Origin of the sequence: Salinibacterium sp. PAMC 21357 (assembly GCF_000247645.1) — a bacterium.
In the GTDB taxonomy this organism is placed as follows: domain Bacteria; phylum Actinomycetota; class Actinomycetes; order Actinomycetales; family Microbacteriaceae; genus Rhodoglobus.
The window spans coordinates 363,956-387,283 of sequence record NZ_AHWA01000004.1 but is presented as its reverse complement, the minus strand read 5'-3'; the positions used below and the strand labels follow the sequence as shown (position 1 = coordinate 387,283).

Below are 23,328 nucleotides of genomic sequence, written 5' to 3'. Positions count from 1 at the left end.
CTATGCCCCTTCTAGTCGATGCTGCGCTGCGATCGTGCGAGTGTCCAGATCGGGTGAGAATCGCGGTGCATCAGCCGGTTCGTCATCGAGACCGAAACCGTGGCCGATGGTCCAGCTGACCCACACCTTGTCGTCTTCGCGAACATCCGAACCGAATGTCATGTTCTGTGCGAAAACAATGAGGTTGCCGGCGCCAGGAACATCTACCAAATATTGCGTGCTCACACCGCTAAACGAGACGTCGATAACACGACCAGGGCCCATGACGTTGACATCAGGATTGTGGGCCGGTTCCGTGCTGTGCAGAGTCAGCTTCTCGGGGCGAACGCCAACCGTGATCTCGCCGGTCGTGCGATGTGCACGGTCGATCGGGACGGTGATTTTCTGCCCAGAAATGTCGACCGAGATGCTAGTGCTTGTTGTGCCGACGACGGGTCCGGTGAACAAATTCGACTGGCCAAGAAAGTTTGCGACGAACGACGTTCTTGGCAATTCGTAGAGCTCCTGCGGGGCGCCCATTTGCTCAATGCGACCCTTGTTCATCACCGCGATCGTGTCGGCCATTGTCATGGCTTCCTCTTGGTCGTGAGTGACGTGCAGGAAGGTGAGGCCGACATCCTCTTGAATAGTTTTGAGTTCGAGTTGCATCTGGCGACGCAGTTTGAGGTCGAGTGCCCCCAGCGGTTCATCGAGAAGCAGCAACGCCGGACGGTTGACGATGGCGCGAGCCAGAGCGACCCGCTGCTGTTGACCGCCGGAAAGCTGCTGGGGGCGGCGGCTCGCGAGATGGTCAAGCTCCACGAGGCTCAACACCTCATGTGCCTTGTCCAATGGGTCAGCCATCTTGCGGCGACGCAACCCAAAAGCGACGTTCTCCAGCACGGTCATGTGCGGAAACAGGGCATAACTCTGAAAGACAGTGTTGACCGGGCGCTGGAACGACTTCTGGTCAGTCACATCCTTACCACCGATCAGGATCCGGCCAGCAGTCGGAGCCTCAAGACCGGCCACGAGCCGCAACGTTGTTGTCTTGCCGCAACCCGACGGTCCGAGCAAGGCAAAGAACGACCCGGCAGGGATAGTTAGGTTGAGGTCTTCAATAGCGGTAAAGCCAGGGAAACGTTTATGAATCCCCACCAATTCAAGATCTGCTCCGCTCTCAGCGAAAGTATCAATCCCCATCAGACTGAGCCGAGAAGCACGCTCTGGAAAGCGGCGTTGTACTTCTGCTCTTCAGAGTTATCTAGCCCACGGAACACGTAAGCGTTAGACAGCGTTTCTTCATCGGGAAAAATGAGGTTGTTGTTAGCGAGTTCGGGGTCGATGGCTGCGGCAGCTTCCTTGGCTCCGACAACGGGGGTGATGTAGTTCACGTAGGCGGCAACCTCGGCAGCGACAGCCGGGTCGTAGTAGTAGTTGATCATCTCTTCGACGTTCGACTTCGCGCCGCTACCGATCGGCACCATGAAATTGTCGTTCCAGAGAGTTCCACCAGCTTCGGGAACGATGAAGTCCCACTTGTCGCCGTTCTCGGCATTCAACTGAACGATGTCGCCAGACCACACGATCGCAGCGAGGGTGTCTTCGTTGACGAGGTCCTCTTTGTAGGCGTTGCCCTTGATGTTGCGAATCTGGCCGTCAGAGACCTGCTTCGTGAATTCATCAATCGCGGCGTTGAACTCATCGTCGCCCCACTTGCCCTCGATATCGACACCCTGATCGAGCATGATCAGACCCATCGTGTCGCGCATTTCGGAAAGCACGCCAACGCGGCCCTTGAGTTCCGGGCTCCAGAGATCCTTAACAGATTTGATCCCATTGGGCAGTTGTTCCTTGTTCCACGCAATGCCGGCGAAACCGCCCTGCCAGGGCACGCTGTGTTCGCGGCCGGGATCGAAATCGACATCCTGCAGCGACGGGATGAGGTTGGCCACATTCGGCATATTCGCGTGGTCGAGCTTCTGGGTGTACCCAAAGCGAATAAGGCGAGCGACCATCCAGTCAGTGAGGCAGACGGCATCTGCCCCGATGTCCTTGCCGAGCGAGAGCTGATCCTTCACCTTGGCGTAATAGGTGTTGTTGTCGTCGACAGCTTCGGTGTACTCGACGCTAATTCCGGTCTGAGCTTCGAAAGCTTCGATAGTGGGATAGCCGCCAGCGTCATCGATGTCGACATAGAGCGCCCAGTTATCCCAACGAATTTTCTTGTTGGTGTCACTGGTGTCTGGCGCTGCGGTGAGTTCGTCGGGTCCAGTCGAGCACGCTGCGAGAGCGAGGCCGGTCGCTCCAACGGCGGCTCCAGAAAGTAAGGTACGTCGATTCATCGTGGAGTTCTGCGCGCGGCGGATCAGCTCACGAATCATAGGATCAGCGGGTAGCGGCTTGGACTTCATTAGAGGTACTCCTAGCATTTTCGACACTCACACGGTCGGCCCCACGACGCTGCGGGGTTGACTGATAATTGCACAAATGGGCCGTAAAATCACTAAAAAATGCTGAAAACGTTGGTATTGCAATCTATTCGTCACGGAATCCGCACAAACTGGAAACAAGAGACGGCTCAGCGCAGGGCCACAGGGTCACTCTGGGCTGCGGGAGGTCGGCAGCGAGCATTGCAGTGAGGGCGTAGGCGAAAGGTCATCGCACGACGTGGCGGAAAGCTTGGCTCATGGTGAACGTCTGGCGCGGGCTGAGAGCGCACACAGGAAGCGGTTTGCTAAACTTTTCTACGCCGGGCCACAGTAACCCCGGGCTCCAATATTAGCCGCTCCGAGCGGCCTCGCGCCGAGAGGCGTTTCTGTGGCCCGGTATTTTTGTGCCCAAAAACAAGCGCACGATCGAGAGTTCTGCCCTGCGCGCGCTACTTTTCGCAACCAACCAAACCAATTGGTGGGCGGTGCCGAATTACTCACCAGTGAAAGCAATTGATGAAAACCATCATCAGTTCCGCATCCACTGCCTGAAATTTCGCTGCTGAACCTATCGAACTGCGATGAAGGAGCATAGGAACCTGTCATGCTGGTAGTTATGTCTCGTGAAGCTGATGTCAGCGCGTTTCCTGAAGAACCGGGAGCGTCTGCCTCGACCCCGCAAGACCTGCTCGAGCGTGTCGCCACTGGTGACCAAGCCGCATTTAGCGAGCTCTACGACCAGCTGGCCCCCCGAGTCTTTGGGCTCGTCAAGAGGCTCCTGCGTGACCATTCGCAGTCTGAAGAAGTGACGCAAGAAATCTTCTTAGAGATCTGGCAGACCGCAACCCGTTTCGACTCGAACCGGGGCGCCGCGGTCAGCTGGATTCTCACCATGGCTCACCGCCGCACCGTTGACCGTGTGCGTGCATCTCAGTCGTCCCGCGACCGCGATGTTCGCATCGGCATCCGTGATCACAACCCGGACTACGATCACGTCTCAGAAACCATAGAAGTCCGACTCGAACACGAAAGGGTAGAGAAGGCCATGTCCCGACTGACTGAACTCCAGCGCCAAGCTGTATCCCTTGCGTATTACGGCGGCTATAGCCACAGTGAGGTGGCGACCATGCTCAAGGTTCCTGTCGGCACTGTCAAAACCCGACTACGTGATGGAATGATCCGCTTACGCGACGAAATGGGGGTGGCATCATGAGCGATCGCAACGACGATCTCGCCGCCCAGTCTGGCGCCTACGCCCTCAACGCGTTGAGCCCAGAAGAGCGCGAAGCGTTCGAGAAGCACCTGGCATCGTCCAGCGAAACTCGCACCGAAACTACCGAGCTCTCTGACACTGCGGTAGCGCTGGGAATGGCCATTGACCCGGTCAGCCCGCCGCCTGCCCTCAAAGCCAATCTCATGGCCATGATTGCGCAGACGCCGCAGCTGCCTCGAGAGGTCGACGCTCAGCCGCTAGCCGACGAAGCACCCGGTGTGGATGTCGCAGCTGCCCCGATCGCCCCCGTGACGCCTCTAGGCGCATCGGTTTCGCTCGCTGACGAAGTATCTACCGAGCAGTCACGCTCAGCGCAGTCAGCTTCAGCGGCTGTTCCGTCTCGCGCCGAGACGAAAGCTCAGGCGCGCTGGTTCACCCGCCCCGCTACCGCTCTTGCTGCAGTCGCGGCAGCAGTTGCTCTGATTGTTACCGGCGGCGTTGTCGCCGATTCGATCGGTCGCGCTTCTCTCGATCAAACAAGCTTCGCTTCGCAACAGGCCGACCAGCTTGCCGCTATCAACGCGGCCAGTGATTCGCAGCGTCTGGTTTCGACGGTCGCTGGCGGGGCTACGGCCACCTTTGTGTGGTCGGCAGAGCTCGCGTCATCCGTTGTCATCGTTGATGGTCTTGAGGCGCTCTCTGCCGATCAGGTCTACGAACTCTGGTACATCGATGAGTCTGGTGCGCGACCGGCTGGCCTCATGGATGCCGCTGAAGATGGCCCTACGTGGCGAGTTTTGGATGGCGACATGGCTGTTGGCGATGTTATCGGTGTGACGATCGAACCTAAGGGCGGATCTGATGCGCCCACTACGGACCCGATCGTCGTCTTCGAAACTGCGTAGCAGCCTTCGTACTAGTTGGCCGTCCGCGCTCAATAGATTCGGGCGCCAAGTAGAGCCCAGTGCCAATAAGAGCACGGCCCAACAACATCACGGCACCAACAGTAAAGCCCCCGGCCAATTGGCGCGGGGGCTTTTCTGTGTCATCGGGCGGCTCGTTAGCCGAACTTGCCCGAGACGTAGTCTTCGGTTGCTTGCACGCTGGGGTTCGAGAAGATGGTGTTGGTGTCGTCGTATTCGATGAGCTTGCCTGGGTGGCCGGTTCCCGCGATGTTGAAGAAGGCGGTGCGGTCTGAGACACGAGCGGCTTGCTGCATGTTGTGGGTCACGATGACGATCGTGTAGTCCTGCTTGAGTTCCTCGATGAGGTCCTCGATAGCGAGGGTCGAGATGGGGTCAAGGGCCGAGCACGGCTCGTCCATCAGAACGACATCGGGCTTCACGGCGATGGCGCGCGCGATGCAGAGTCGTTGCTGTTGTCCACCAGAGAGGCCAGAGCCGGGCTTATCGAGGCGCTCTTTGACTTCTTGCCACAGGTTCGCGCCGATGAGGGATTGCTCAACGAGGTCGTCGGCGTCGCTCTTGCTCATGCGCGAGTTGTTGAGCTTCACGCCAGCAATGACGTTATCGCGAATCGACATGGTGGGGAACGGGTTTGGCCGCTGAAAGACCATGCCAACCTGGCGGCGCACGCTCACGGGGTCAACGCCGGGCGCATAAAGGTTGTTGCCGTCGATGAGCACTTCACCTTCAACGTACGCACCGGGGATGACCTCGTGCATGCGGTTCAGGGTGCGCAGGAAGGTTGACTTGCCGCAACCAGACGGACCAATAAAGGCGGTAACGGTGCGGGGCTCGATGGTGAGCGACACACCTTCTACGGCGCGAAATTTGCTGTAGTAGACGTTGAGGTCATTGACTTCGATGCGCTTAGACACGAATAGGGTTCCTTCGGTTATCGACCGGTCTTGGGGGCGAAGATCTTGGCGATGATGCGTGCCAAGAGATTGAGTGCCATGACGATCAGGATGAGGGTGAGTGCTCCGGCCCAGGCCCGATCGATGTACGCCTGGGCGTCGGTGCCCTGGGAAATGTAGGAGCTGTAGACGAAGACGGGCAGGCTCTGCATGCGGTCGCTGAATAGCGAATAGTTGAAGTTGTTGGTGAAGCCGGCGGCGACCAGCAGCGGCGCGGTCTCACCGATCACACGGGCGATCGAGAGCATCACACCGGTGGTGATTCCGGCGATGGATGTCGGCAGCACAACTTTGGTGACGGTCAGCCACTTGGGCACTCCGAGGGCAAACGCGGCCTCGCGCAGTTCGTTGGGTACCAGTCGCAGCATCTCTTCGCTGGAGCGCACAACCACCGGAATCATGAGCACGGAAAGTGCAACGGCTCCGGCGATTCCGACGCGTACGCCAGGGCCGAAGAACATCACGATGAGGGAGTAGGCGAAGAGGCCCGCAACGATCGAGGGAATGCCGGTCATAACATCCACGAAGAAGGTGATTGCTTGAGCGAGACGACCGCGACCGTACTCGACCAGGTAGATCGAGGTCATCAATCCGATGGGCACTGAGATGAGTGTTGCTGCGAGGGTCATCTCGAGGGTTCCGATGATGGCGTGGAGCGCACCGCCGCCTTCGCCGACGACGTTGCGTAGGGAGAGCGTGAAGAAGTCAATGTCGAAGCGGGCCGCACCGTTGATGACAACCGTGTACAGCAGCGACACGAGTGGCAGCAGCGCGATGACAAAGGCGAGGGCAACGAGGGTCGTTACGAGCCGGTCTGTGGCGCGACGGTGCCCTTCAACGAGCCGTGAGACGGTCGTGAGCACAACGGCGTAGAGCACGACTCCGAAGAGCACGGCTCCGACAATGTTGAATTCGCTTGCCGGTCGACCTGCCTGAACGAACAGGAAGATGATGACGAAGGTGGCGAGGCTGCTGATGAGCATCACTAAGGGTGCCCACCGCGGCAGTTGACCTGCGGCGTAGGCGTTCTCGATGGGGCGCGCTGGTGTTGTCGTAGTCATCAGTTCGCTCCCGAGAATTCCTTGCGGCGGTTGACGATGTAGCGCGCGATCGTATTGACGACCAGCGTGATGGCGAAGAGTATGAGGCCCGTTGCGATAAGAACGTTGACGTTGAGGCCGTAAGCCTCAGGGAAGCTCAGCGCGATGTTCGCGGCAATCGTGGACGGGTTTGTCGAGCTGATCACGTTGAAGGTGATCACGTTTGATGCGGAGAGCACCATCGCAACAGCCATGGTCTCGCCGAGCGCGCGGCCGAGTCCGAGCATCGCACCGGAGACGATGCCAGCGCGGCCAAACGGCAGCACCGCAATTTTGATCATTTCCCAGCGGGTGGCACCGAGAGCGAGGGCGGCTTCTTCGTGAAGCACTGGCGTCTGTAAGAAGACTTCGCGGCAGATGGCGGTGATAATCGGCAACACCATGACGGCGAGCACGATTGATGCGGTGAGGATGGTGCGGCCGGTGCCTGAGGCGGGGCCAGCGAAGAAGGGAATCCAGCTGAAGTTTTCGGCGAGCCAAGCGTAGAACGGCTGAACTCCAACGGCGAGTACGTTGCCGCCCCAGAGGCCGAAGACCACCGAGGGCACTGCCGCGAGCAAGTCGATGATGTAGCCGAGTGTTGCGGCAAGCGGGCGGGGCGCATAGTGCGAGATAAAGAGAGCAATGCCGATGGCGATGGGAACAGCCATGAGCAGCGCGAGTGCTGCCGACCAGAGGGTACCGAAGACGAGCGGGCCAACGTAGGCCCAGAAGTTGGTTCCCTCAAGGAGGGTTGTCTTTTCGGGATCAGCAGCGATTCCCGGTATTCCTTGAATAACGAGGAAGGCAGCGACGGCGGCGAGGATTGCGAGGATGAGCGCGCCAGCGGCGAGGGCTGTCCCCGAGAAGAGGCGGTCTCCGGGGCGCTGCTTCGCGCGGATACGGCGGGCCGCGGTCGAGGTCATGTTTCGAGTATCCCTTATCCCTGGCTTGGCTTAGTGCGTGGTGACTGGATCGTGCGGATTAGTGCGGGTTCTTCGGGAAGCGGATTATCGCGACCCAGAGGAAAGTCTGCCCGACCCCGCTGCTGGTAGCAACGGGGTCGAAGCAGACTCAGAGTGTTACTTGATTGCGTCTACCGCAGCCTGTGCCTTCTCGAAAAGCTTCGAGGAGATGGGGGCTGAGCCTGCAGCGTCTGCTGCAGTGCTCTGGCCCTCGGGGCTGATGATGTAGGAGAGGTAACCCTTGACCAAGTCAACGTTCTCGCTTGAGGCGTATTCGTTGCAGGCGATCAGGTAGCTGATGAGAACTACCGGGTAGACGCCAGACTCGTCGGATGCGCGGTCGAGCTCGAGAGCGAAGTCGGTCTCGCCGCGACCTTCTGCGAAGGGCGAAGCGTCAACGATTGCTGCTGCGGCTTCGGGGGAGTACGGAACGTACTCGTCGCCAACCTTGACAGCGACGACACCGAGGTCGCCGGCGCGAGATGCGTCAGCGTAACCGATGGTTCCGGTTCCGTTGGTTACTGCGTCAACGAGACCTGAGGTCTGAGGAGCACCTTCGCCACCGAACTCGGTTGGCCAGGTCTCGATCGAACCGACGGTCCAGACCGAGGGAGCTGCGGCCGACAGGTAGTCGGTGAAGTTCGCGGTCGTTCCCGAGTCATCTGCGCGGTGGACGGCAGTGATGCCGAGGTCGGGCAGTTCTACGCCATCGTTCTGCGAAACGATTGCTGCATCGTTCCAGTTCGTGATGGTGCCGTTGAAGATTCCGGCGATCGTGTCAGCGTCGAGGTTGAGCGAGTCAATTCCGTCGATGTTGAAGATGATCGCGATGGGGGAGATGTAGGCCGGGATCTCGAGGATGCCGGTGCCAGGAACACAGGAAGCGAAGTTGTCTTCGTCAATCTCTTCGCTCTTGAATGCACGGTCTGAGCCAGCGAACTGGCTACCGCCACCGATGAACGTGTCGCGTCCACCACCGGAACCGATGGGGTCGTACTCAACAGTGACGTTCTCGTTGGCTGTCTGGAATCCAGCAACCCAGGCCTCTTGGGCTGACTGCTGCGACGATGCGCCGGCGCCAACAAGGGTGCCGGTGAGGTCTGAACCAGATGCTTCGCCGTCGCCTTCGGTGCCGCTCGCTGCTGCGCACGAGGAGAGGAGGATGGTGCCTGCGATAGCAATGGCACCGATGGTGCCAAGACGCTTGAAGTTCACAGTTTTCCCTTCGGAATGTTGATTTCAGGTTGTGGGCCGGTGCGACCCAAATAGAAAACCTAAGCAGCGTAAGTGACCACCATTACCTTGTTAGGTAAACGGCAGGTAAACGCGGTATCAACATGAAACTGAAGACCTCGAAAGTTGCTGACTCGTCAGCAGTGAGAGCGGTATTTACTTAATTGCCGCGACTGCGGCGTTAGCTTTCTCGAAGAGTCGTTGCGAGATGGGGGCGGAGCCTGCGCCGTCGGCGGCAGCTTGTTGGCCTTCGGGGCTGATCACGTAATCGAGGTAGCCCCGGATGACATCTACCTTGTCGCTGGAGACGTATTCGTTGCAGGCGATGAGGTAGCTGATGAGCACAACGGGATAGACACCGGATGCGGTTGAGGCCCGGTCGATTTCTACTGCGAAGTCGGTCGCGCCTCGATCGTCGCCAAAGGGTGAGACATCGACGATGGCGGCGGCAGCTTCTGGAGAATATGCGACGTACTCGTCACCGACCTTCACTGCCACTGTGCCGAGATCGCCTGCGCGAGAGGCATCGGCGTAACCGATCGTGCCGGTTCCGTTCGTTACCGCGTCAACGACACCGGATGTCTGTGGTGCGGCTTCTCCGCCGTATTCAAGGGGCCATTTCTCAATGGATCCGACATCCCAAGCATCGGGCGCTGCTTCGGCGAGGTAGCTCGTGAAGTTTGCGGTGGTACCGGAGTCGTCTGCACGATGCACGGCAGTGATGCGCTGGTCTGGCAGCTCAACGTTGGGGTTCTGCTCGGCAATTGCAGTGTCGTCCCAGCGGTTAATGTCGCGCGTAAAGATTGCGGCGATGGTGTCGGCGTCGAGGTCGAGGGAATCAACGCCGTCGACGTTGAAGATGATTGCTATGGGGGAGATGTAGGCGGGGATCTCGAGGATGCCCGTGCCGGGAACGCACGAAACGAACTCGCTTTCGGCAATTTCTTCAACCGTGAATGCACGGTCTGACGCTGCAAACACGGCGCCGCCACCCACGAAGGTGTCACGTCCGCCGCCAGAACCGATGGGGTCGTATTCCACCGTCGCGTGCACGTTGGCAAGCTGAAAACCGCGAACCCATGACTCTTGCGCTGACTGCTGTGAAGAAGCGCCAGCGCCGATAATGGTGCCAGAAAGCTCCGACGGGTCGATAGGTGCAGCGGGAACGCACGCCGAAAGCGTGAGTGCTGTGGTCATCGCGATGATGCTGACGGTGCCGAGGCGGGTGAACTTCACTTGGTCCCTTCGAGAAACTGACGTACACGTCATTCTCTCGCGAATTCACCGGGAATTAACCGGTGCGGTGGGATTCGACCCAAGTATCTTCTGCCTCATAATCGAAAGCAGCTTCACCGTTTGCGCGCACAAACGTCGGAAACGCGGTCGCCACGTCGCCGCGTGCGAGCTCGTCAACAAGCTGGTCCACGATGATCGGTACGGTGTCGGCGTAGCTTGCGACCGGACGATAGCCAAGTTCAGCTTCTGCATGAGCCGTGCTGGCCACAATCGGCTTGGGCACCGACCAGGGCGTATCGCCGAGCTCCGATGCTCCCGGAATCATGAACTCAAGCGGGTGGTGATCGAGATAGGCGTTGGTGATGTCGGCGATTTCTGCAGTCGTGAGCGCGCGTTCGTCGACAGCGTGGAGTGCGCGTCGACCGGGGCGGCTGGCGGCGAGACGAACAAGCTCGGCGATGTTGAGGGTATTACTCCGATGAAACTGGCTGTGGCCACCCCAATTCAGTAATTGCACCGGACGTTTATCGAGAGCGCGCTTGATAAACCACAGCTCTCGAGGATGAACGCTCCCCGGCCCATAAATGGCACCCGGCCGAAGAACGCTTACCGGAACCCGAACGTCGTCGTTGAGAAGCACGTCCTCCATGGCGACTTTGCGGCTTGAGTAGGTCGTCGGTCCCGCAGGAGTTCTCCTTTGGCTTTCTACGATCGGGAGAGGCAATTGCGGAAAGCTGTCCTCGTCAGAAGCTTCATCGAGAGTGCGTCCCTGAGCATCCGCATAGACGGAGATGCTCGAGATGACGACGGCAGAGCCGATTCGGTCGGCTGAATTCACGATCTGACGGGCGTGAGCTGCGGTGTAGGCCACGCAGTCGACGAGAACATCCACGCCCTGACCAAGAGCAGCACGAAAGGATTCGTCGATCTCGCGATCGACGAGCACGCCTTCCACGGAGTCTGGCCAGTCGTGCGCTGAGCGTGAGCCCGCTCGGACCGTCCACCCGTCCCGGAGCAAGGCAGGGATGGCTGCTGCGCCGATCTGACCGGATGTCCCAAGCACGAACGCAGTTTTGCTCATGACCAACTATCACCAAATTGGGCCACACTTTCGCCCGATTTCGCTCAGGGCTGGTGGGTTTCTACCGCCACGAGGCGAGGTTTTTTGGTGTCTCGGGCGAAGTGCAGCACCGAGAAGTCGCCGGTGCTCAACAGGGCGGCAGCGCGCAGCTGAGCATCCGGTTTCGTCTGGGAGGCGTCGGCAAGCGCGCTGACAATCTGAGGCAATACCGGGCCGTGGCTGCAGAGAACGGTAGTTTTCTGCTTCTTGAGGCGCTTCTCAACTAGGGCAATAACAGCTTTGCCGTTGCCAGCGTAAGCATCCTGGCTGAGGTCGTCGGTGGATTTAATCTCGAGCGCTGTGCGCTCGGCCAGCGGGGCGATGGTCGAAAGACAGCGGGCTGCGGTGCTGCTGAGGATGCGTTCGGGTGCGAACGCCGCGATGCCGCCGGCGATGATGGCGGCCTGATCAATACCGCGGTGCATCAGTGGCCGAGTGGCGTCGGGGCCGTCCCAGGTTTCTCCCGGAACCGCTTTACCGTGACGCACCGCAATCATCGCGAACGTGCGCGCATTTCCGGCTTCGTAGAGGGCAGCGAAGCGGTCGAGGATCTCGATGTCGTGCTGGTAGCTGACCTTTTTGCGTGCTTTCGACAGCGGCAACCATTCGAGCGAGGAAATTTCGTCGTTGGGAGTGAACTTAGCGCGCTCAAGGTCGTGGTCATTTACTTCAGCCGACCAGTAGTGCACGTACTTGTCGCGACCGTTGGCCAAGACGTAGTGAACCTTGCCAAGCGGTGCTCCGAGATCAACGCGCAGTCCGGTCTCTTCCCATATCTCTCGCACGGCAGTCTCGGGCAGCGTTTCGCCAGGATCTACCTTGCCTTTCGGCAGCGAGACATCTTTGTGCACGGTGCGGTGCACAAGCAGAACTCGGGGCTTGTCGTCGACTACTCGCCAGCAGACAATGCCCGCGGCCAGCACTGGGGTCGTCGCCGCGGTCACCGGCGCACGCCGCCTCGTTTGCGTTGCGTGATTCGCTTCATAAGAACATTCTGTAGGTCGTTGAGAGGTTCCCCTGACTCCGAACGGCCGTGGCGCACCCAATTACCTTCAGAATCGAGCCACCACGACGAGGTGGTCTCGTCGACGGCAAGGTCGAAGATGTATTCAAGTTCGGCGATGTGTTCAGGCTCGACGATGCGTACGAGAGCTTCGACGCGGCGTTCAAGATTGCGGTGCATCATGTCGGAACTGCCGATGTAAACCTGCGGGTCACCTTGATTGTGGAACAAGAAAACGCGGGAATGTTCGAGGTAGCGCCCCAGCACCGACCGCACCCGAATGTTCTCGCTGAGGCCTTCAACGCCGGGGCGCAACGAGCAAATGCCGCGCACCACAATGTCGATCGGAACACCATCATTGCTTGCCCGGTAGAGGGCATCAATGATCGCCTCATCCACCATGGAATTCAGTTTGATTCGGATGCCCGATGGCAACCCCGCGCGAGCGCTCGCCGCTTCGGCTTCGATTTGCTTGATGAGGCCCTTGCGGAGATGGCGCGGCGCAACCAGCAGTCGTTTGAACTTCTTTTCGATTGCATAGCCGGAAAGTTCGTTGAACAGTCGTGTCAGGTCTTTACCGACCTGATCGTCGGCGGTCAGCAGCCCGAGATCTTCATAGAGCCGGCTGGTTTTGGGGTTGTAGTTTCCGGTGCCGATGTGGGCGTAGTGGCGCAGTTTGCCCTCTTCTTGGCGCACAACCAGCGCGAGCTTGCAGTGCGTCTTGAGACCGACGAGGCCGTAGACGACGTGCACCCCCGCTTTCTCGAGTTTGCGAGCCCAGGAGATGTTGGCGGTCTCATCAAAGCGTGCCTTGATCTCTACGAGAGCGAGCACTGCCTTGCCGGCCTCGGCCGCGTCGATGAGCGCCTCGACGATTGGGCTATCACCGCTAGTGCGATACAGGGTCTGTTTGATGGCCAATACGTCAGGGTCGGCTGCGGCCTGCTCGAGAAATGACTGAACGCTCGTAGAGAACGACTCATAAGGGTGGTGCAACAGAATGTCTTTGCGCGCGATCGCGCGAAAAATATCGGCGCGTTCGTTGCCCTCGGTCGGCATGAGGCTGGGGCTCGTGATCGGCACGTGGCGCGGATACTTGAGCGCCGGGCGATCGATGCGGGTGAGCTGAAATAGCCCACTCAGGTTGAGTGGTGCCGGTAGGCGATACACCTCTTGCTCGGTGATCTTCAGTTCGCGTACGAGCAGGCCCAGCGTGACGTCATCCATGTCATCGGTGATCTCCAGCCGGATAGGCGGACCGAAGCGACGGTTCAGAATCTGCTTCTCGAGCGACTTGATGAGGTTTTCTGACTCGTCTTCGTCGACGTTGACATCTTCGTTGCGCGTGACGCGAAACTCGTGGTGCGCCAAGATCTCCATGCCGGGAAACAGGGCTCCGAGATGGTTAGAGATCAAATCTTCGAGCGGGATATAACGCAACTGGTCTGTGCCGTCGTCGGGCAGCTGAATGAAGCGCGGTAGAACGCTCGGTACCTTGAGGCGCGCGAATTCTTCTTTCTTCGTTTTGGGATTGCGTACTCGAATAGAAAGATTAAGCGAGAGCCCCGAGATGTACGGGAACGGATGTGCGGGGTCGACCGCCAGCGGCATGAGCACAGGAAAAATCTGGTTGGAGAAAATCTCGTAAACGCGCTCGCGGTCTTCGGGGCCAAGGTCGGCCCACGTTTCAATGTGAATGCCCTCCGCATCCATCGCCGGCTTTACGCTGTTGCGAAATTCTGCAGCGTGACGTTCCTGAAGTGCGTGAGCGGCAGCACTGAGTTCGTCGAGAACGTCGGTGGGCGCACGGCCAGTGTTGGTGGGCACAGCGAGCCCGGTCACGATTCGGCGCTTGAGGCCGGCGACCCGCACCATGAAGAACTCGTCGAGGTTGCTGGCGAAAATGGCTAAGAAGTTAGCGCGCTCCAGCAGCGGCAATGACTGGTCTTCTGCCAATTCGAGCACTCGCTGGTTGAAGGCAAGCCAGCTCAGTTCGCGATCGAGGTATCGGTCGGCGATCAACGTGCCATCGTCAACACTTGATGATTCATCGATGTCGTATTCGTCGAGCGAATCTGTTGCGGAGCTGGGATCGGCTATCGCACTGTCGTTGTCCATTAGATCATCCTGCCACTCGGTGATGAACAACTGATTAACTCGCCCGGTAATGGTGCTGTTTAGCAAAAAACCGCGGGACTGTTGAGGGTTGGCGTGCGCTAGCCCGCGAGCGAGTGCTGCACGGCATCGACGGCGTCAGCGGTGTCCGTGGCCGTACCCGCTGCGCTCGCGGAGTCATTGGCGTCGGGAGTGGCCGAGATGGCAGCTGTCGCCGTGTTCTGAGTCAAAATTGTTGACGGCTTCTCTACTTCTTCGGCAATGTTGAAGCAGTAGCCGACGTTGCGCACGGTTCCAATGAGCGATTCCAGATCGCCGAGTTTGGCGCGCAAGCGACGGACATGCACGTCAACGGTGCGGGTTCCGCCGAAGTAGTCGTAGCCCCACACTTCGCTGAGTAGCTGCTCGCGAGTGAATACGTGGGTGGGGTGCGAGGCCAAAAAGCGCAATAGCTCAAACTCTTTAAAAGTGAGGTCGAGCGAGCGGTCTTTCGCCTTTGCCGAGTAGCTAGCTTCGTCAATAACGATTCCGGATGCGCGGATCTTCGATGACGAACTCTCACCTTCGCGGCGAGCCAGGGCCAGACGAATGCGGGCATCCACTTCGGCGGGGCCAGCGGCCGCAACGAGGAGGTCGTCGAGGTGCCATTGGTCGTTGATCGCAGCGAATCCGCCATCGTTCACGACCACGAAGAGTGGGCAAGATATGCCGCTCGTGTAGAGCACATTGCAGAGACCTTTGGCCGCGGCAAGGTTTGTCGTGGCGTCAACAATAATGAGGTCGGTTGTTGGTGATGCAACGAGAGTTGCGGGCGCAGCAACGACCACTTCGACCATATGACTGAGCAAGCCCAGGGCGGGCAATGGATCAGCATTGGGCGCAGAGCTAAGCATCAAGATGTGTGCCATTTGGCCTCCCCACTGCGTGAAAAGTATTCTACCCATCGATTCGAGAGCCCGTGAACGCGTGCTGCGTCGCTTGAGCTAGCTACGATGGTGGTATGACTTGGCAAAAATGGAGCGTTGTTCCCGTGTGGTTGTTGAGTCTTGCGGGCGCAATAATTATCGGCATATTGGCGACTGCTGACATGCGCGTAACGTGGCTCGCGATTACTCTCGCCGGTGCCGTCGTGTTGACGTTTGTCATTCAGATCCTCATTCATCGCAAAGAACGCTTCGTGGCGCGGGCGACAGCCAGCATCGTGGGGTCGCTCGCTGTCGTGGCTGCGGCGACAGCAATTTTCGCTTTCATTTAGTGCGCTTGGGCCGCACAAGATAGGATCAGTACATGCTTCTCGCTCTTGAGCTTTTCTTCGTCGGCCTTCTGGGTCTCGCGACGCTGTCGATCGGCTACGTGTCGGTTGTTGTGGTCTATAACCTGTTCCGCGGTCAGCGCTAACCGCGCCGAGTTGTGATCGAACTAGACACCTCCGGCCCCGCCGAACTCGCCCCACTCTCTTGGCTCATTGGCCTGTGGGAGGGCACTGGTGTTGTTGATTACACCATTGGTGAAGAGTCGCGCAGCATCGAATTCGGTCAGCGCATCAGTTTTACGCATGACGGTCTTCCTCACCTCAACTACAGCTCCTATACGTGGTTGCTTGACGAGAACCAGACCCCTCATGTGACAGAGACGGGTTATTGGAGTCTGCGTCGGCCCGCGACCGATGGCGATCCAGGCCCCGGCCTACTACCTTCGGTAGGTGCGCCGCCGTATACGACGGCCGAGGAGGTTGAAACCTTGCGCTCGCCCTCTGGCGGGTTCGAGATCGAAGTGTCGATCGTGCATCCGGGTGGCATCAGCGAAATCTATCTCGGTGAGGTCGCTGGCCCCCGCATCGATCTCGCAACTGACGCCGTGATGCGCACCGAAAGCGCTAAGGAGTACACGGCAGCAACACGGCTCTACGGACTGGTAGATGCTCACCTGCTATGGGCGTGGGATATCGCCGCCTTTGGCCAAGACCTTCGAAACCATGCGTCAGGACGGCTTGCTCGTGTCGAATAGCACTTTTACTTCTCGACCGGGTGCAGTTGGCGAGCCTCCCGAGCACTACGGCAACCCTTTCGGCGAGCAGCGTTTGCTGGCTGAGGGGCAATCCGTCGTCGAACTCGCTGATCGTGCCGTAATCACGATCACCGGTCCCGATAGGCTCACGTGGCTTGACTCGCTGACATCACAAGCGTTGAGCGGACTGCAGCCGGGGGAGAGCGCAGAGACGCTCCTTCTGAGCCCGAATGGGCGAATCGAGCACGCGATGCGAGTAATCGATGACTCCGAAACGCTGTGGCTGCTCGTTGATGGTTCTCAGCGGCAAGCTCTCGCCGCATGGCTCGACCGCATGCGATTCATGCTTCGCGTAGAAATCGCTGATCGCAGCGACGATTTTCTCACTATCGGCAGCTTTGGCGATTTGGCCATCCCGGTAGCTGAGTCTCATGGTTTTCCGCTCGTGTGGAGTGACTCGTGGGCCGCTGTCACGCGCGGTGGCCACCAGTATTCGAGCGCCGAGAACCACCCCGGTGCCTCCTGGAATTACCGCGAATCGCTCGTCGCGATCGATGCCGACCTGAGCGGTCATGCCGCCTCCGGTTCGCTCGCATTCGAAGCACTACGCATTGCCGCCTGGCGACCCCACTTCAGTAGCGAAGTCGATGACCGCAGCATTCCGCACGAACTTGACTGGATGCGCTCAGCAGTGCATCTCAACAAGGGCTGCTACCGCGGCCAAGAGACTGTCGCCAAAGTGCACAATCTCGGTCATCCGCCACGTCGACTCGTCATGCTGCACCTCGACGGTTCAGAGGGTGCGCTGCCGGCGCCGGGCGCAGAGGTGTCGCTCGGCGAAAAAGTTGTGGGAACTGTCACCGCATCGGCCCGCCACTTTGAACTCGGCCCGATCGCCCTCGCCATCGTTAAACGCGGAGTAGATGCCGCCGAAACGCTGGCAGTCGCCTCCGACGTGGGGGAAATTGCGGCTGCGCAAGAAGTGATCGTGCCCCCAGATGCTGGAGCCGAAGCCAACGTGCCGCGCCTTCCTCGACTCGGTGCCGTCAAGCGTTAACGTCACGCGCACGCGATCGCCGCGTGTTCTCGGTACGCTTGAGGTATGACTCACACCCTGATTTTGTTGCGCCACGGCAACTCCGAATGGAACCAGAAAAACCTTTTCACAGGATGGGTGGATGTTGGGCTCACCGATCAAGGCCGCGCTGAAGCAACGCGGGCCGGCGAACTTATCGCCGCGTTCGAGAAGCAGCCCGATGTTCAGTACACTTCGCTGCTGAAGCGTGCCATCCACACCGCAAACATTGCGCTGCAGGTCGCTGACCTCGACTGGTTGCCCGTGAAGCGCTCCTGGCGACTCAACGAGCGTCACTACGGTGCGCTCCAGGGCAAAGACAAGGCCCAGACTCTCGAAGAGTTTGGCGAAGAGAAGTTCATGACCTGGCGCCGCAGCTTCGACGTTCCGCCGCCCGAGCTTGCCGACGACGCTGAATATAGCCAGGCCCACGAGCGTCGCTACGTTGGTATCGACGGCGAAGTGCCTCGCACTGAAAGCCTCAAGATCGTCATCGACCGCATGTTGCCCTACTGGGAATCCGACATCACGAAGGATCTCGCTGAAGGTAAGACTGTGCTCGTCACCGCTCACGGCAACTCGCTGCGCGCGCTCGTGAAGCACCTTGATGGCATTTCGGATGACGCTATCGCGAGCCTCAACATCCCGACCGGAATTCCCCTGGTCTACGAGCTCGACGACAACTTCATGCCGATCAAGCCTGCGTACTACCTCGACCCCGAGGCGGCAGAAGCCGGTGCGGCTGCTGTGGCATCACAGGGCAAGAAGTAACGCACTAGTTCACGAGCGTCAGCTCACACGCAAGAAGCCCCGCTGAGAGAAATCTCGTCGGGGCTTCTTGTGTGGTGGCTGCTGAGCGCCACCTCAACTCGCCGCGGTGAGACGGTGAGTTGTGAGGTGCTTAGTCGTCGGTCGGAACCCAGTCACCAGTAGCCAAGTACTGAACCTTCTTGGCGATGGAGACTGCGTGATCGGCAAAACGCTCGTGGTAGCGCGACGCCAGAGTGGCATCCACGGTATCGACCGCTGCACCCTTCCAGGTCTCACCGAGCACCTTGTCGAACACGCTCAAGTGCAGCGCGTCGATCTTGTCGTCGTCATTGCGAATCTCTTCGGCAATGCGCACGTCTTCATGCTTGAGCAGCTCGACGAGCTTTTTGGCGACCGCTACATCGAGCGCACCGAGTTCGGCGAATGTGCCCCGCAAAGACTTGGGCACCACCTTGTCGGGGAACCGGTAACGAGCCAACTGAGCGATGTGCTCAGCCATGTCACCCATGCGCTCGAGAGAAGCGCTGATGCGCAGAGCGCTCACCACAATTCTCAAGTCGCGGGCGACTGGTTGTTGACGAGCGAGGATGTTGATCGCCAGTTCGTCGAGTTCGGCAGCCGCGACATCAATTTCATCGTCATCTGCGATCACCGTTTCGGCGAGCGACACATCTGATTCATTGAATGCTTGAGTGGCGTTCTCAATTGAGACCGCCACAAGGCTGGCAATTTCGACGAGGCGGTCTTGAACCTCGCGTAGTTCTTGTTGAAATACTTCGCGCACGCTATCTACGTCCCTTCGATACGGGCATGACGAAGCCCGCACGGCTTAGGCCACCCTGCCCGCGTTAGGTTAACAACAGGTGTTGGCGGCCTGAACTTTATCTGAAGTGAGCACTCGTCGCGAACCGGCGGCAAGCGGACGCCTCAGATGTTACTAATCTAGTCGCTATGGACTCTGCTTGGCTCGTGCCAGCCGCCCTCGCCTTTGGCGTAATTCTCGGTGGCGGTATGTCCCTCATCATTTATGCGGCCGCTCGACGCGGTCAGCGGGCGGCTCACGTGGTCGCCTCCGCTGTTCCCGACGGCGTAGATCAGGTCATCGATGCCTTGGAATCTGCGGGAATCGTGCTCGACCCTTCGAACAACATCATGAAGGCCTCGCACGCCGCCCTCACCTACGGCCTCGTGTGGAATCATGCGCTCGTGCATCCAGAACTGGTCGAGTTCGTCGACCAAGTCAGACGAACCGGCGAGCCAATAGCTCAAGAAGTGCACCTGTCGCGCGGCCCTTTTGGTGACGCCAACATTTATCTTTTTGTTCGTGTGGCCCGCCTCGGCACACGATATGTTCTCTTGTTGGCCGAAGATCGCACGGAGTCCTATCGCCTGGAAAGTGTTCGCCGTGACTTCGTGGCGAATATTAGTCACGAGCTCAAAACGCCGATCGGTGCCGTCGGGTTGCTTGCCGAAGCGCTCGTGAGCGCCTCTGACGAGCCTGAACAGGTCACCCGCTTCGCCAAGAGGCTCACAAAGGAGTCTCAGCGGCTTGCGCGCATCACCCAAGAGATCATTGAGCTCTCGCGATTGCAGTCCGCTGACGGGCTAGCAGAGGCGGAACCCGTTGACATTGACCACGTGCTCACGGTCGCCGTCGATCAGAACCGTGTCGTCGCCGACCTCAGTCGCGTCAGTCTGGTGCGCGGCGGCGAAAGCGGTGTCGAAGTCTTCGGCGACGAAACACTGCTCGTGCTCGCCCTCGACAATCTCATCTCGAACGCTGTGCAGTACTCACCCGAAAACACCCGGGTAGGCATCGGGGTCCGTCGAAAGGCGGGGGCCATCGAGATCTCCGTCACCGATCAAGGACTCGGGATTCCCGAAGACGAACTCGACCGCGTCTTCGAACGCTTCTACCGCAGCGATCCCGCGCGCAGCAGGCACACCGGCGGCAGCGGACTCGGTTTGAGCATCGCCAAGCACGTTGTGCAAAACCACGGTGGCGACATTCGCGTGTGGTCGCAGCTCGGCCAGGGTTCAACATTCACGATTCGACTGCCCGAAATTGACACCAACGCCACCAATGCAATTGGAGATAAGTAATGACCCGAATTCTTATTGTCGAAGATGAGCCATCGCTCAGCGAACCTCTCGCATTCTTGCTGGAGCGTGAAGGCTACGAAACGACAATTGCTGAAGACGGGCTCGCGGCGCTTGCTGAGTTCGACCGCAACGGCGCAGACGTAATTCTTCTTGACCTCATGCTGCCCGCGCTCTCAGGCACTGAGGTGTGCCGAGAAATTCGCACCCGCTCCAACGTTCCCATCATCATGCTTACAGCCAAAGACAGCGAAGTGGACATCGTGGTCGGTCTTGAGCTGGGAGCGGATGACTATGTCACGAAGCCATATTCCACTCGTGAACTTTTGGCTCGCATCCGCGCGGTTCTTCGTCGCCGCACTGAAGACGTTGACGAACACGAATCAGTTCTGGAAGCCGGAAGCGTGCGCATGGATGTGGAGCGTCACACGGTCACCGTTGATGGCGCCGATGTGAGCATGCCGCTCAAGAGTTCGAACTTCTCGAGCTGTTGTTGCGCAATGGTGGCCGGGTGCTCACGCGGGGCCAGCTCATCGATCGAGTATGGGGCGCTGACTACTTCGGGGATACCAAGACGCTGGATGTGCACATCAAGCGCATCCGTTCGAAGATTGAGAAGACACCGTCACAGCCCACAATGCTCGTTACAGTGCGCGGACTTGGCTACCGCTTCGAAGACTAAGCGGCCGAGCGACTGGCGACTGAGCGACGGCCGACGTGCACGGCCGGGAGCTAGCGTTACTCGCTGAGTGCGCTAGCTGGCGCTAGGTCGGCGTAGATCTTGTTGTCGCCAGAGATGACCGGAACCAACAGCTCTTTGCCGCTCTCGTCGCCGTACTGAACGTACAGCGGGAACAGCTGGCCTGCAGCGACGCCGGCGTCAGTGATCACGATTGTGGACGCCTCGACAGTGTTGCCGTAGCTCTTGACCTCGTTGGCCGAGAGGGGCTTCGAGATGTCTACGCGTTCGCCGTCGACAGATTCGTACTGAAGATTGAGGCTTCCGCTAGACGAGCTCGTGTTGACGATCGGATCACGAGGCTCACGGCCGAATTGTCTTCGCTGCTGACGGCAAGAACGTTGCGCACCTTCAGCTCACCAACGGAGGTGCTGATGCCATCGCTCGGGTCGTACTTGTTGAGCGTGGCGATCGGCGTGAGGAAAGAACAACCAGCGGTGCCCACAAGGAGAGCGCCGGCGATGAGGGCGGAGGTTGCGGCGCGTGCTGCGCGGTTGCGTACTGTCACAGAGCCATACTATCGATAGCCACGCCGGAGGGTTTAGTTAGGCAACCCTTACCATGCCCTATCTGTGGTAAACTGGGTTTTCTTCGAGAGGACCACTATTCATGTTGTTTGAGGTCGGCGAGACTGTCGTTTATCCCCACCACGGTGCCGCAACTATCACCGAGGTGAAGAAGCGCACCATTAAGGGCGAAGAGAAGGTTTATCTCAAGCTCAACGTCACGCAGGGCGATCTGACGATCGAAGTTCCTGCCGAGAACGTTGACCTTGTTGGTGTGCGCGACGTTATCGGTCGCGAAGGTCTCGACGCAGTGTTCGAGGTGCTTCGTGCACCTTTCACTGAAGAACCAACCAACTGGTCGCGTCGATACAAGGCCAACCTCGAGAAGCTTGCCTCTGGCGATGTCATCAAGGTGTTGAAGTTGTTCGCGACCTGTGGCGTCGTGACCAAGACCGCGGTCTCTCTGCTGGAGAAAAGCGCATGCTTGCCAAGGCTCGCCAAATTCTGATCTCCGAGCTCGCGCTCGCAGAAAAGACTGACGAAGACAAGGCATCTCTCGTTCTTGACGAGGTTCTTGCTTCTTAGCCGCCAACTCGGCCTTCTCTTAGCCGCTAAATCGGCTGGGGTTGTTTGGCGACGAGGTTTCTCTTCGCCCTTCATTGGGGAGCAACTCGCTGCATATGAGCACCAACAAGAAACCCTGCGTCGCTGTCATTGTCGTGGCAGCCGGCAGCGGAACTAGGCTCGGTCACCGCGAGCCGAAAGCATTCGTGACCGTAGCCGGGCGGGCGATCTTGAGTTGGGCCCTCGAGCCTGTTCTTGCCATGTCCGAACCAGTTCAGCTGATTGTGACAGCACCGGAGGGCTACGTCGACGCTGCGCGGCAATTGATGGTCGAGTCCGTTGGCGCTGTAGCGAGCGATATCGATGTCACCGTCGGCGGTTCGACCCGTCAAGAGTCGGTTGCTGCAGCCCTACTGTTGCTGAAGCCTTCCGTGGATGTCGTGCTCGTGCACGATGCCGCGCGACCCTTTACCCCCACCGCCATTTTCGATTCAGTAGTGGCTCACGTTCGCGCCTCCGGCTCCGGCGCACTTCCCGGGCTTGCCGTGACCGACACCATCAAGCGCACCGATCCTGACGGCCAGATCTTGGATACCGTCGATCGCTCTGCCCTCAGCGCAGTGCAGACGCCTCAAGGCTTTCCGCGCGCCCAACTTGTCGCGGCCCACGAGAGCACTTCTGAGGAGTTCACCGACGATGCCGCCGCCGTCACTGCAGCCGGGCATCCGGTTACCGTGATTACTGGCGATGCGCGAGGTTTCAAAATTACGACCGAGTGGGACCTGCGCCGAGCGGAGCAATTGATTATGACCTCGACCGAATTCGACATCCGAGTGGGCAGCGGCACTGACGTGCATGCCTACGACGAGACCAAGCCACTGTGGCTCGCTGGGTTGTACTGGCCAGAAGAAGTCGGTCTGCGCGGCCACAGCGACGGAGACGTCGTATCGCATGCGATCTGCGACGCGCTGCTCTCGGCAGCGAACCTGGGCGATCTGGGCAGCGTCTTTGGTACGAGCGATCCCCAATTCGCTGAGGCCCACGGTGACGTGTTCCTGCGTGAGGCAGTTCGTCTGGTTCACCAGGCCGGCTTCCAGGTGGGCAACGTGACGGTTCAGATTGTGGGCAATCATCCCATCGTTTCTCGCCGTCGCGCTGAAGCCGAGACCTTCTTGAGCGGAATTCTTGGTGCTCCCGTGAGTGTCGCAGGCACGACGACCGATGCTCTCGGTTTCACCGGGCGTGGCGAAGGCGTAGCCCGATGGCCACCGCACTCGTGCGGGCCAACAACTAGCTATTAACGAGAAAGGGC

General features: G+C 59.2%; 22 protein-coding genes and 2 pseudogenes. 10 read left to right on the top strand and 14 right to left on the bottom strand.

Features of this window, described 5'->3' with window-relative positions; all coding sequences use genetic code 11:
• Both ON14_RS05165 and ON14_RS05160 read right to left on the bottom strand, forming a co-directional pair.
• Entirely contained in the window at positions 1–1,182 is a 1,182-nt protein-coding gene (locus ON14_RS05165; RefSeq protein WP_010203624.1) for an ABC transporter ATP-binding protein, read from the bottom strand.
• Complete coding sequence (locus ON14_RS05160) at positions 1,182–2,393, bottom strand: ABC transporter substrate-binding protein (RefSeq protein WP_010203623.1); 1,212 nt, start codon at positions 2,391–2,393, stop codon at positions 1,182–1,184. Before ON14_RS05160 ends, ON14_RS05165 begins: the two co-directional genes overlap by 1 nt.
• A gap of 622 nt (positions 2,394–3,015) precedes the next feature.
• On the opposite strand from ON14_RS05160, the gene ON14_RS05155 reads away from it, so the two are divergent.
• Positions 3,016–3,624, top strand: coding sequence for a sigma-70 family RNA polymerase sigma factor (locus tag ON14_RS05155; RefSeq protein ID WP_010203622.1), 609 nt, complete (start codon positions 3,016–3,018; stop codon positions 3,622–3,624).
• Entirely contained in the window at positions 3,621–4,529 is a 909-nt protein-coding gene (locus ON14_RS05150) for an anti-sigma factor (protein WP_010203621.1), read from the top strand. The genes ON14_RS05155 and ON14_RS05150 overlap by 4 nt, the downstream gene beginning before the upstream one ends.
• Before the next feature lie 155 nt (positions 4,530–4,684).
• On the opposite strand, the gene pstB is transcribed toward ON14_RS05150, so the two are convergent.
• The 9 genes from pstB to ON14_RS05105 form a co-directional block, all read right to left on the bottom strand.
• Positions 4,685–5,464, bottom strand: a complete 780-nt coding sequence (gene pstB / locus ON14_RS05145; protein ID WP_010203619.1) for a phosphate ABC transporter ATP-binding protein PstB — start codon at positions 5,462–5,464, stop codon at positions 4,685–4,687.
• A 17-nt stretch (positions 5,465–5,481) separates the two neighbouring features.
• On the bottom strand, positions 5,482–6,564 hold the full coding sequence (gene pstA, locus ON14_RS05140) for a phosphate ABC transporter permease PstA (protein ID WP_010203618.1): 1,083 nt from the start codon (positions 6,562–6,564) through the stop codon (positions 5,482–5,484).
• Positions 6,564–7,508: a phosphate ABC transporter permease subunit PstC gene (gene pstC / locus ON14_RS05135; protein ID WP_010203617.1), complete on the bottom strand. Its 945-nt coding sequence runs from the start codon at positions 7,506–7,508 to the stop codon at positions 6,564–6,566. Before pstC ends, pstA begins: the two co-directional genes overlap by 1 nt.
• A 156-nt stretch (positions 7,509–7,664) precedes the next feature.
• Positions 7,665–8,762 carry a phosphate ABC transporter substrate-binding protein PstS gene (locus ON14_RS05130; RefSeq protein WP_010203615.1) on the bottom strand — a complete coding sequence of 366 codons (1,098 nt, stop codon included), beginning with the start codon at positions 8,760–8,762 and terminating at the stop codon, positions 7,665–7,667.
• A 174-nt stretch (positions 8,763–8,936) separates the two neighbouring features.
• On the bottom strand, positions 8,937–10,016 hold the full coding sequence (locus ON14_RS05125; RefSeq protein ID WP_010203614.1) for a phosphate ABC transporter substrate-binding protein PstS: 1,080 nt from the start codon (positions 10,014–10,016) through the stop codon (positions 8,937–8,939).
• A 55-nt stretch (positions 10,017–10,071) separates the two neighbouring features.
• Positions 10,072–11,097: an NAD-dependent epimerase/dehydratase family protein gene (locus tag ON14_RS05120; RefSeq protein WP_010203613.1), complete on the bottom strand. Its 1,026-nt coding sequence runs from the start codon at positions 11,095–11,097 to the stop codon at positions 10,072–10,074.
• A gap of 44 nt (positions 11,098–11,141) precedes the next feature.
• Positions 11,142–12,080: an NUDIX hydrolase gene (locus tag ON14_RS16290; RefSeq protein ID WP_010203612.1), complete on the bottom strand. Its 939-nt coding sequence runs from the start codon at positions 12,078–12,080 to the stop codon at positions 11,142–11,144.
• Entirely contained in the window at positions 12,077–14,257 is a 2,181-nt protein-coding gene (locus ON14_RS05110; RefSeq protein WP_010203611.1) for an RNA degradosome polyphosphate kinase, read from the bottom strand. The genes ON14_RS16290 and ON14_RS05110 overlap by 4 nt, the downstream gene beginning before the upstream one ends.
• A 98-nt stretch (positions 14,258–14,355) precedes the next feature.
• Positions 14,356–15,162 (bottom strand): winged helix-turn-helix domain-containing protein, encoded by an 807-nt coding sequence (locus ON14_RS05105; RefSeq protein ID WP_010203609.1) that lies wholly within the window; start codon positions 15,160–15,162, stop codon positions 14,356–14,358.
• Between the two features lie 92 nt (positions 15,163–15,254).
• On the opposite strand from ON14_RS05105, the gene ON14_RS05100 reads away from it, so the two are divergent.
• The 4 genes from ON14_RS05100 (at position 15,255) to ON14_RS05080 (ending at position 18,107) form a co-directional block, all read left to right on the top strand.
• The gene (locus tag ON14_RS05100) at positions 15,255–15,509 is read left to right on the top strand and encodes a hypothetical protein (RefSeq protein WP_010203606.1); all 255 of its coding nucleotides are present in this window, start codon (positions 15,255–15,257) and stop codon (positions 15,507–15,509) included.
• A 155-nt stretch (positions 15,510–15,664) separates the two neighbouring features.
• Complete coding sequence (locus ON14_RS05090) at positions 15,665–16,261, top strand: FABP family protein (protein WP_010203604.1); 597 nt, start codon at positions 15,665–15,667, stop codon at positions 16,259–16,261.
• Complete coding sequence (ygfZ, locus tag ON14_RS05085; RefSeq protein ID WP_010203603.1) at positions 16,230–17,318, top strand: CAF17-like 4Fe-4S cluster assembly/insertion protein YgfZ; 1,089 nt, start codon at positions 16,230–16,232, stop codon at positions 17,316–17,318. The genes ON14_RS05090 and ygfZ overlap by 32 nt, the downstream gene beginning before the upstream one ends.
• A 45-nt stretch (positions 17,319–17,363) precedes the next feature.
• Positions 17,364–18,107, top strand: a complete 744-nt coding sequence (locus ON14_RS05080) for a phosphoglyceromutase (protein WP_010203601.1) — start codon at positions 17,364–17,366, stop codon at positions 18,105–18,107.
• Between the two features lie 130 nt (positions 18,108–18,237).
• Here ON14_RS05080 and phoU read toward each other — a convergent pair whose 3' ends face one another.
• Positions 18,238–18,891, bottom strand: a complete 654-nt coding sequence (phoU, locus tag ON14_RS05075; RefSeq protein ID WP_010203600.1) for a phosphate signaling complex protein PhoU — start codon at positions 18,889–18,891, stop codon at positions 18,238–18,240.
• A 167-nt stretch (positions 18,892–19,058) separates the two neighbouring features.
• Here phoU and ON14_RS05070 point away from each other — a divergent pair, with 167 nt between their 5' ends.
• Together ON14_RS05070 and ON14_RS05065 are read left to right on the top strand one after the other, a co-directional pair.
• Positions 19,059–20,210: a sensor histidine kinase gene (locus tag ON14_RS05070; RefSeq protein ID WP_010203599.1), complete on the top strand. Its 1,152-nt coding sequence runs from the start codon at positions 19,059–19,061 to the stop codon at positions 20,208–20,210.
• A pseudogene (locus ON14_RS05065) lies at positions 20,210–20,889 on the top strand (response regulator). Before ON14_RS05070 ends, ON14_RS05065 begins: the two are co-directional and overlap by 1 nt.
• A gap of 56 nt (positions 20,890–20,945) precedes the next feature.
• Here the strand turns inward: ON14_RS05065 and ON14_RS15800 are convergent.
• The gene (locus tag ON14_RS15800) at positions 20,946–21,098 is read right to left on the bottom strand and encodes a hypothetical protein (protein ID WP_158000073.1); all 153 of its coding nucleotides are present in this window, start codon (positions 21,096–21,098) and stop codon (positions 20,946–20,948) included.
• A 68-nt stretch (positions 21,099–21,166) separates the two neighbouring features.
• Positions 21,167–21,454 carry a hypothetical protein gene (locus ON14_RS05060; protein ID WP_010203597.1) on the bottom strand — a complete coding sequence of 96 codons (288 nt, stop codon included), beginning with the start codon at positions 21,452–21,454 and terminating at the stop codon, positions 21,167–21,169.
• A 101-nt stretch (positions 21,455–21,555) separates the two neighbouring features.
• Between ON14_RS05060 and ON14_RS05055 the strand changes: the two are divergent.
• Positions 21,556–22,037 (top strand): annotated as a pseudogene (locus ON14_RS05055) (CarD family transcriptional regulator).
• Positions 22,038–22,132: 95 nt separating this feature from the next.
• Positions 22,133–23,317 (top strand): 2-C-methyl-D-erythritol 4-phosphate cytidylyltransferase, encoded by a 1,185-nt coding sequence (ispD, locus tag ON14_RS05050; RefSeq protein WP_010203596.1) that lies wholly within the window; start codon positions 22,133–22,135, stop codon positions 23,315–23,317.
• The last annotated feature ends 11 nt before the right edge of the window (positions 23,318–23,328 follow it).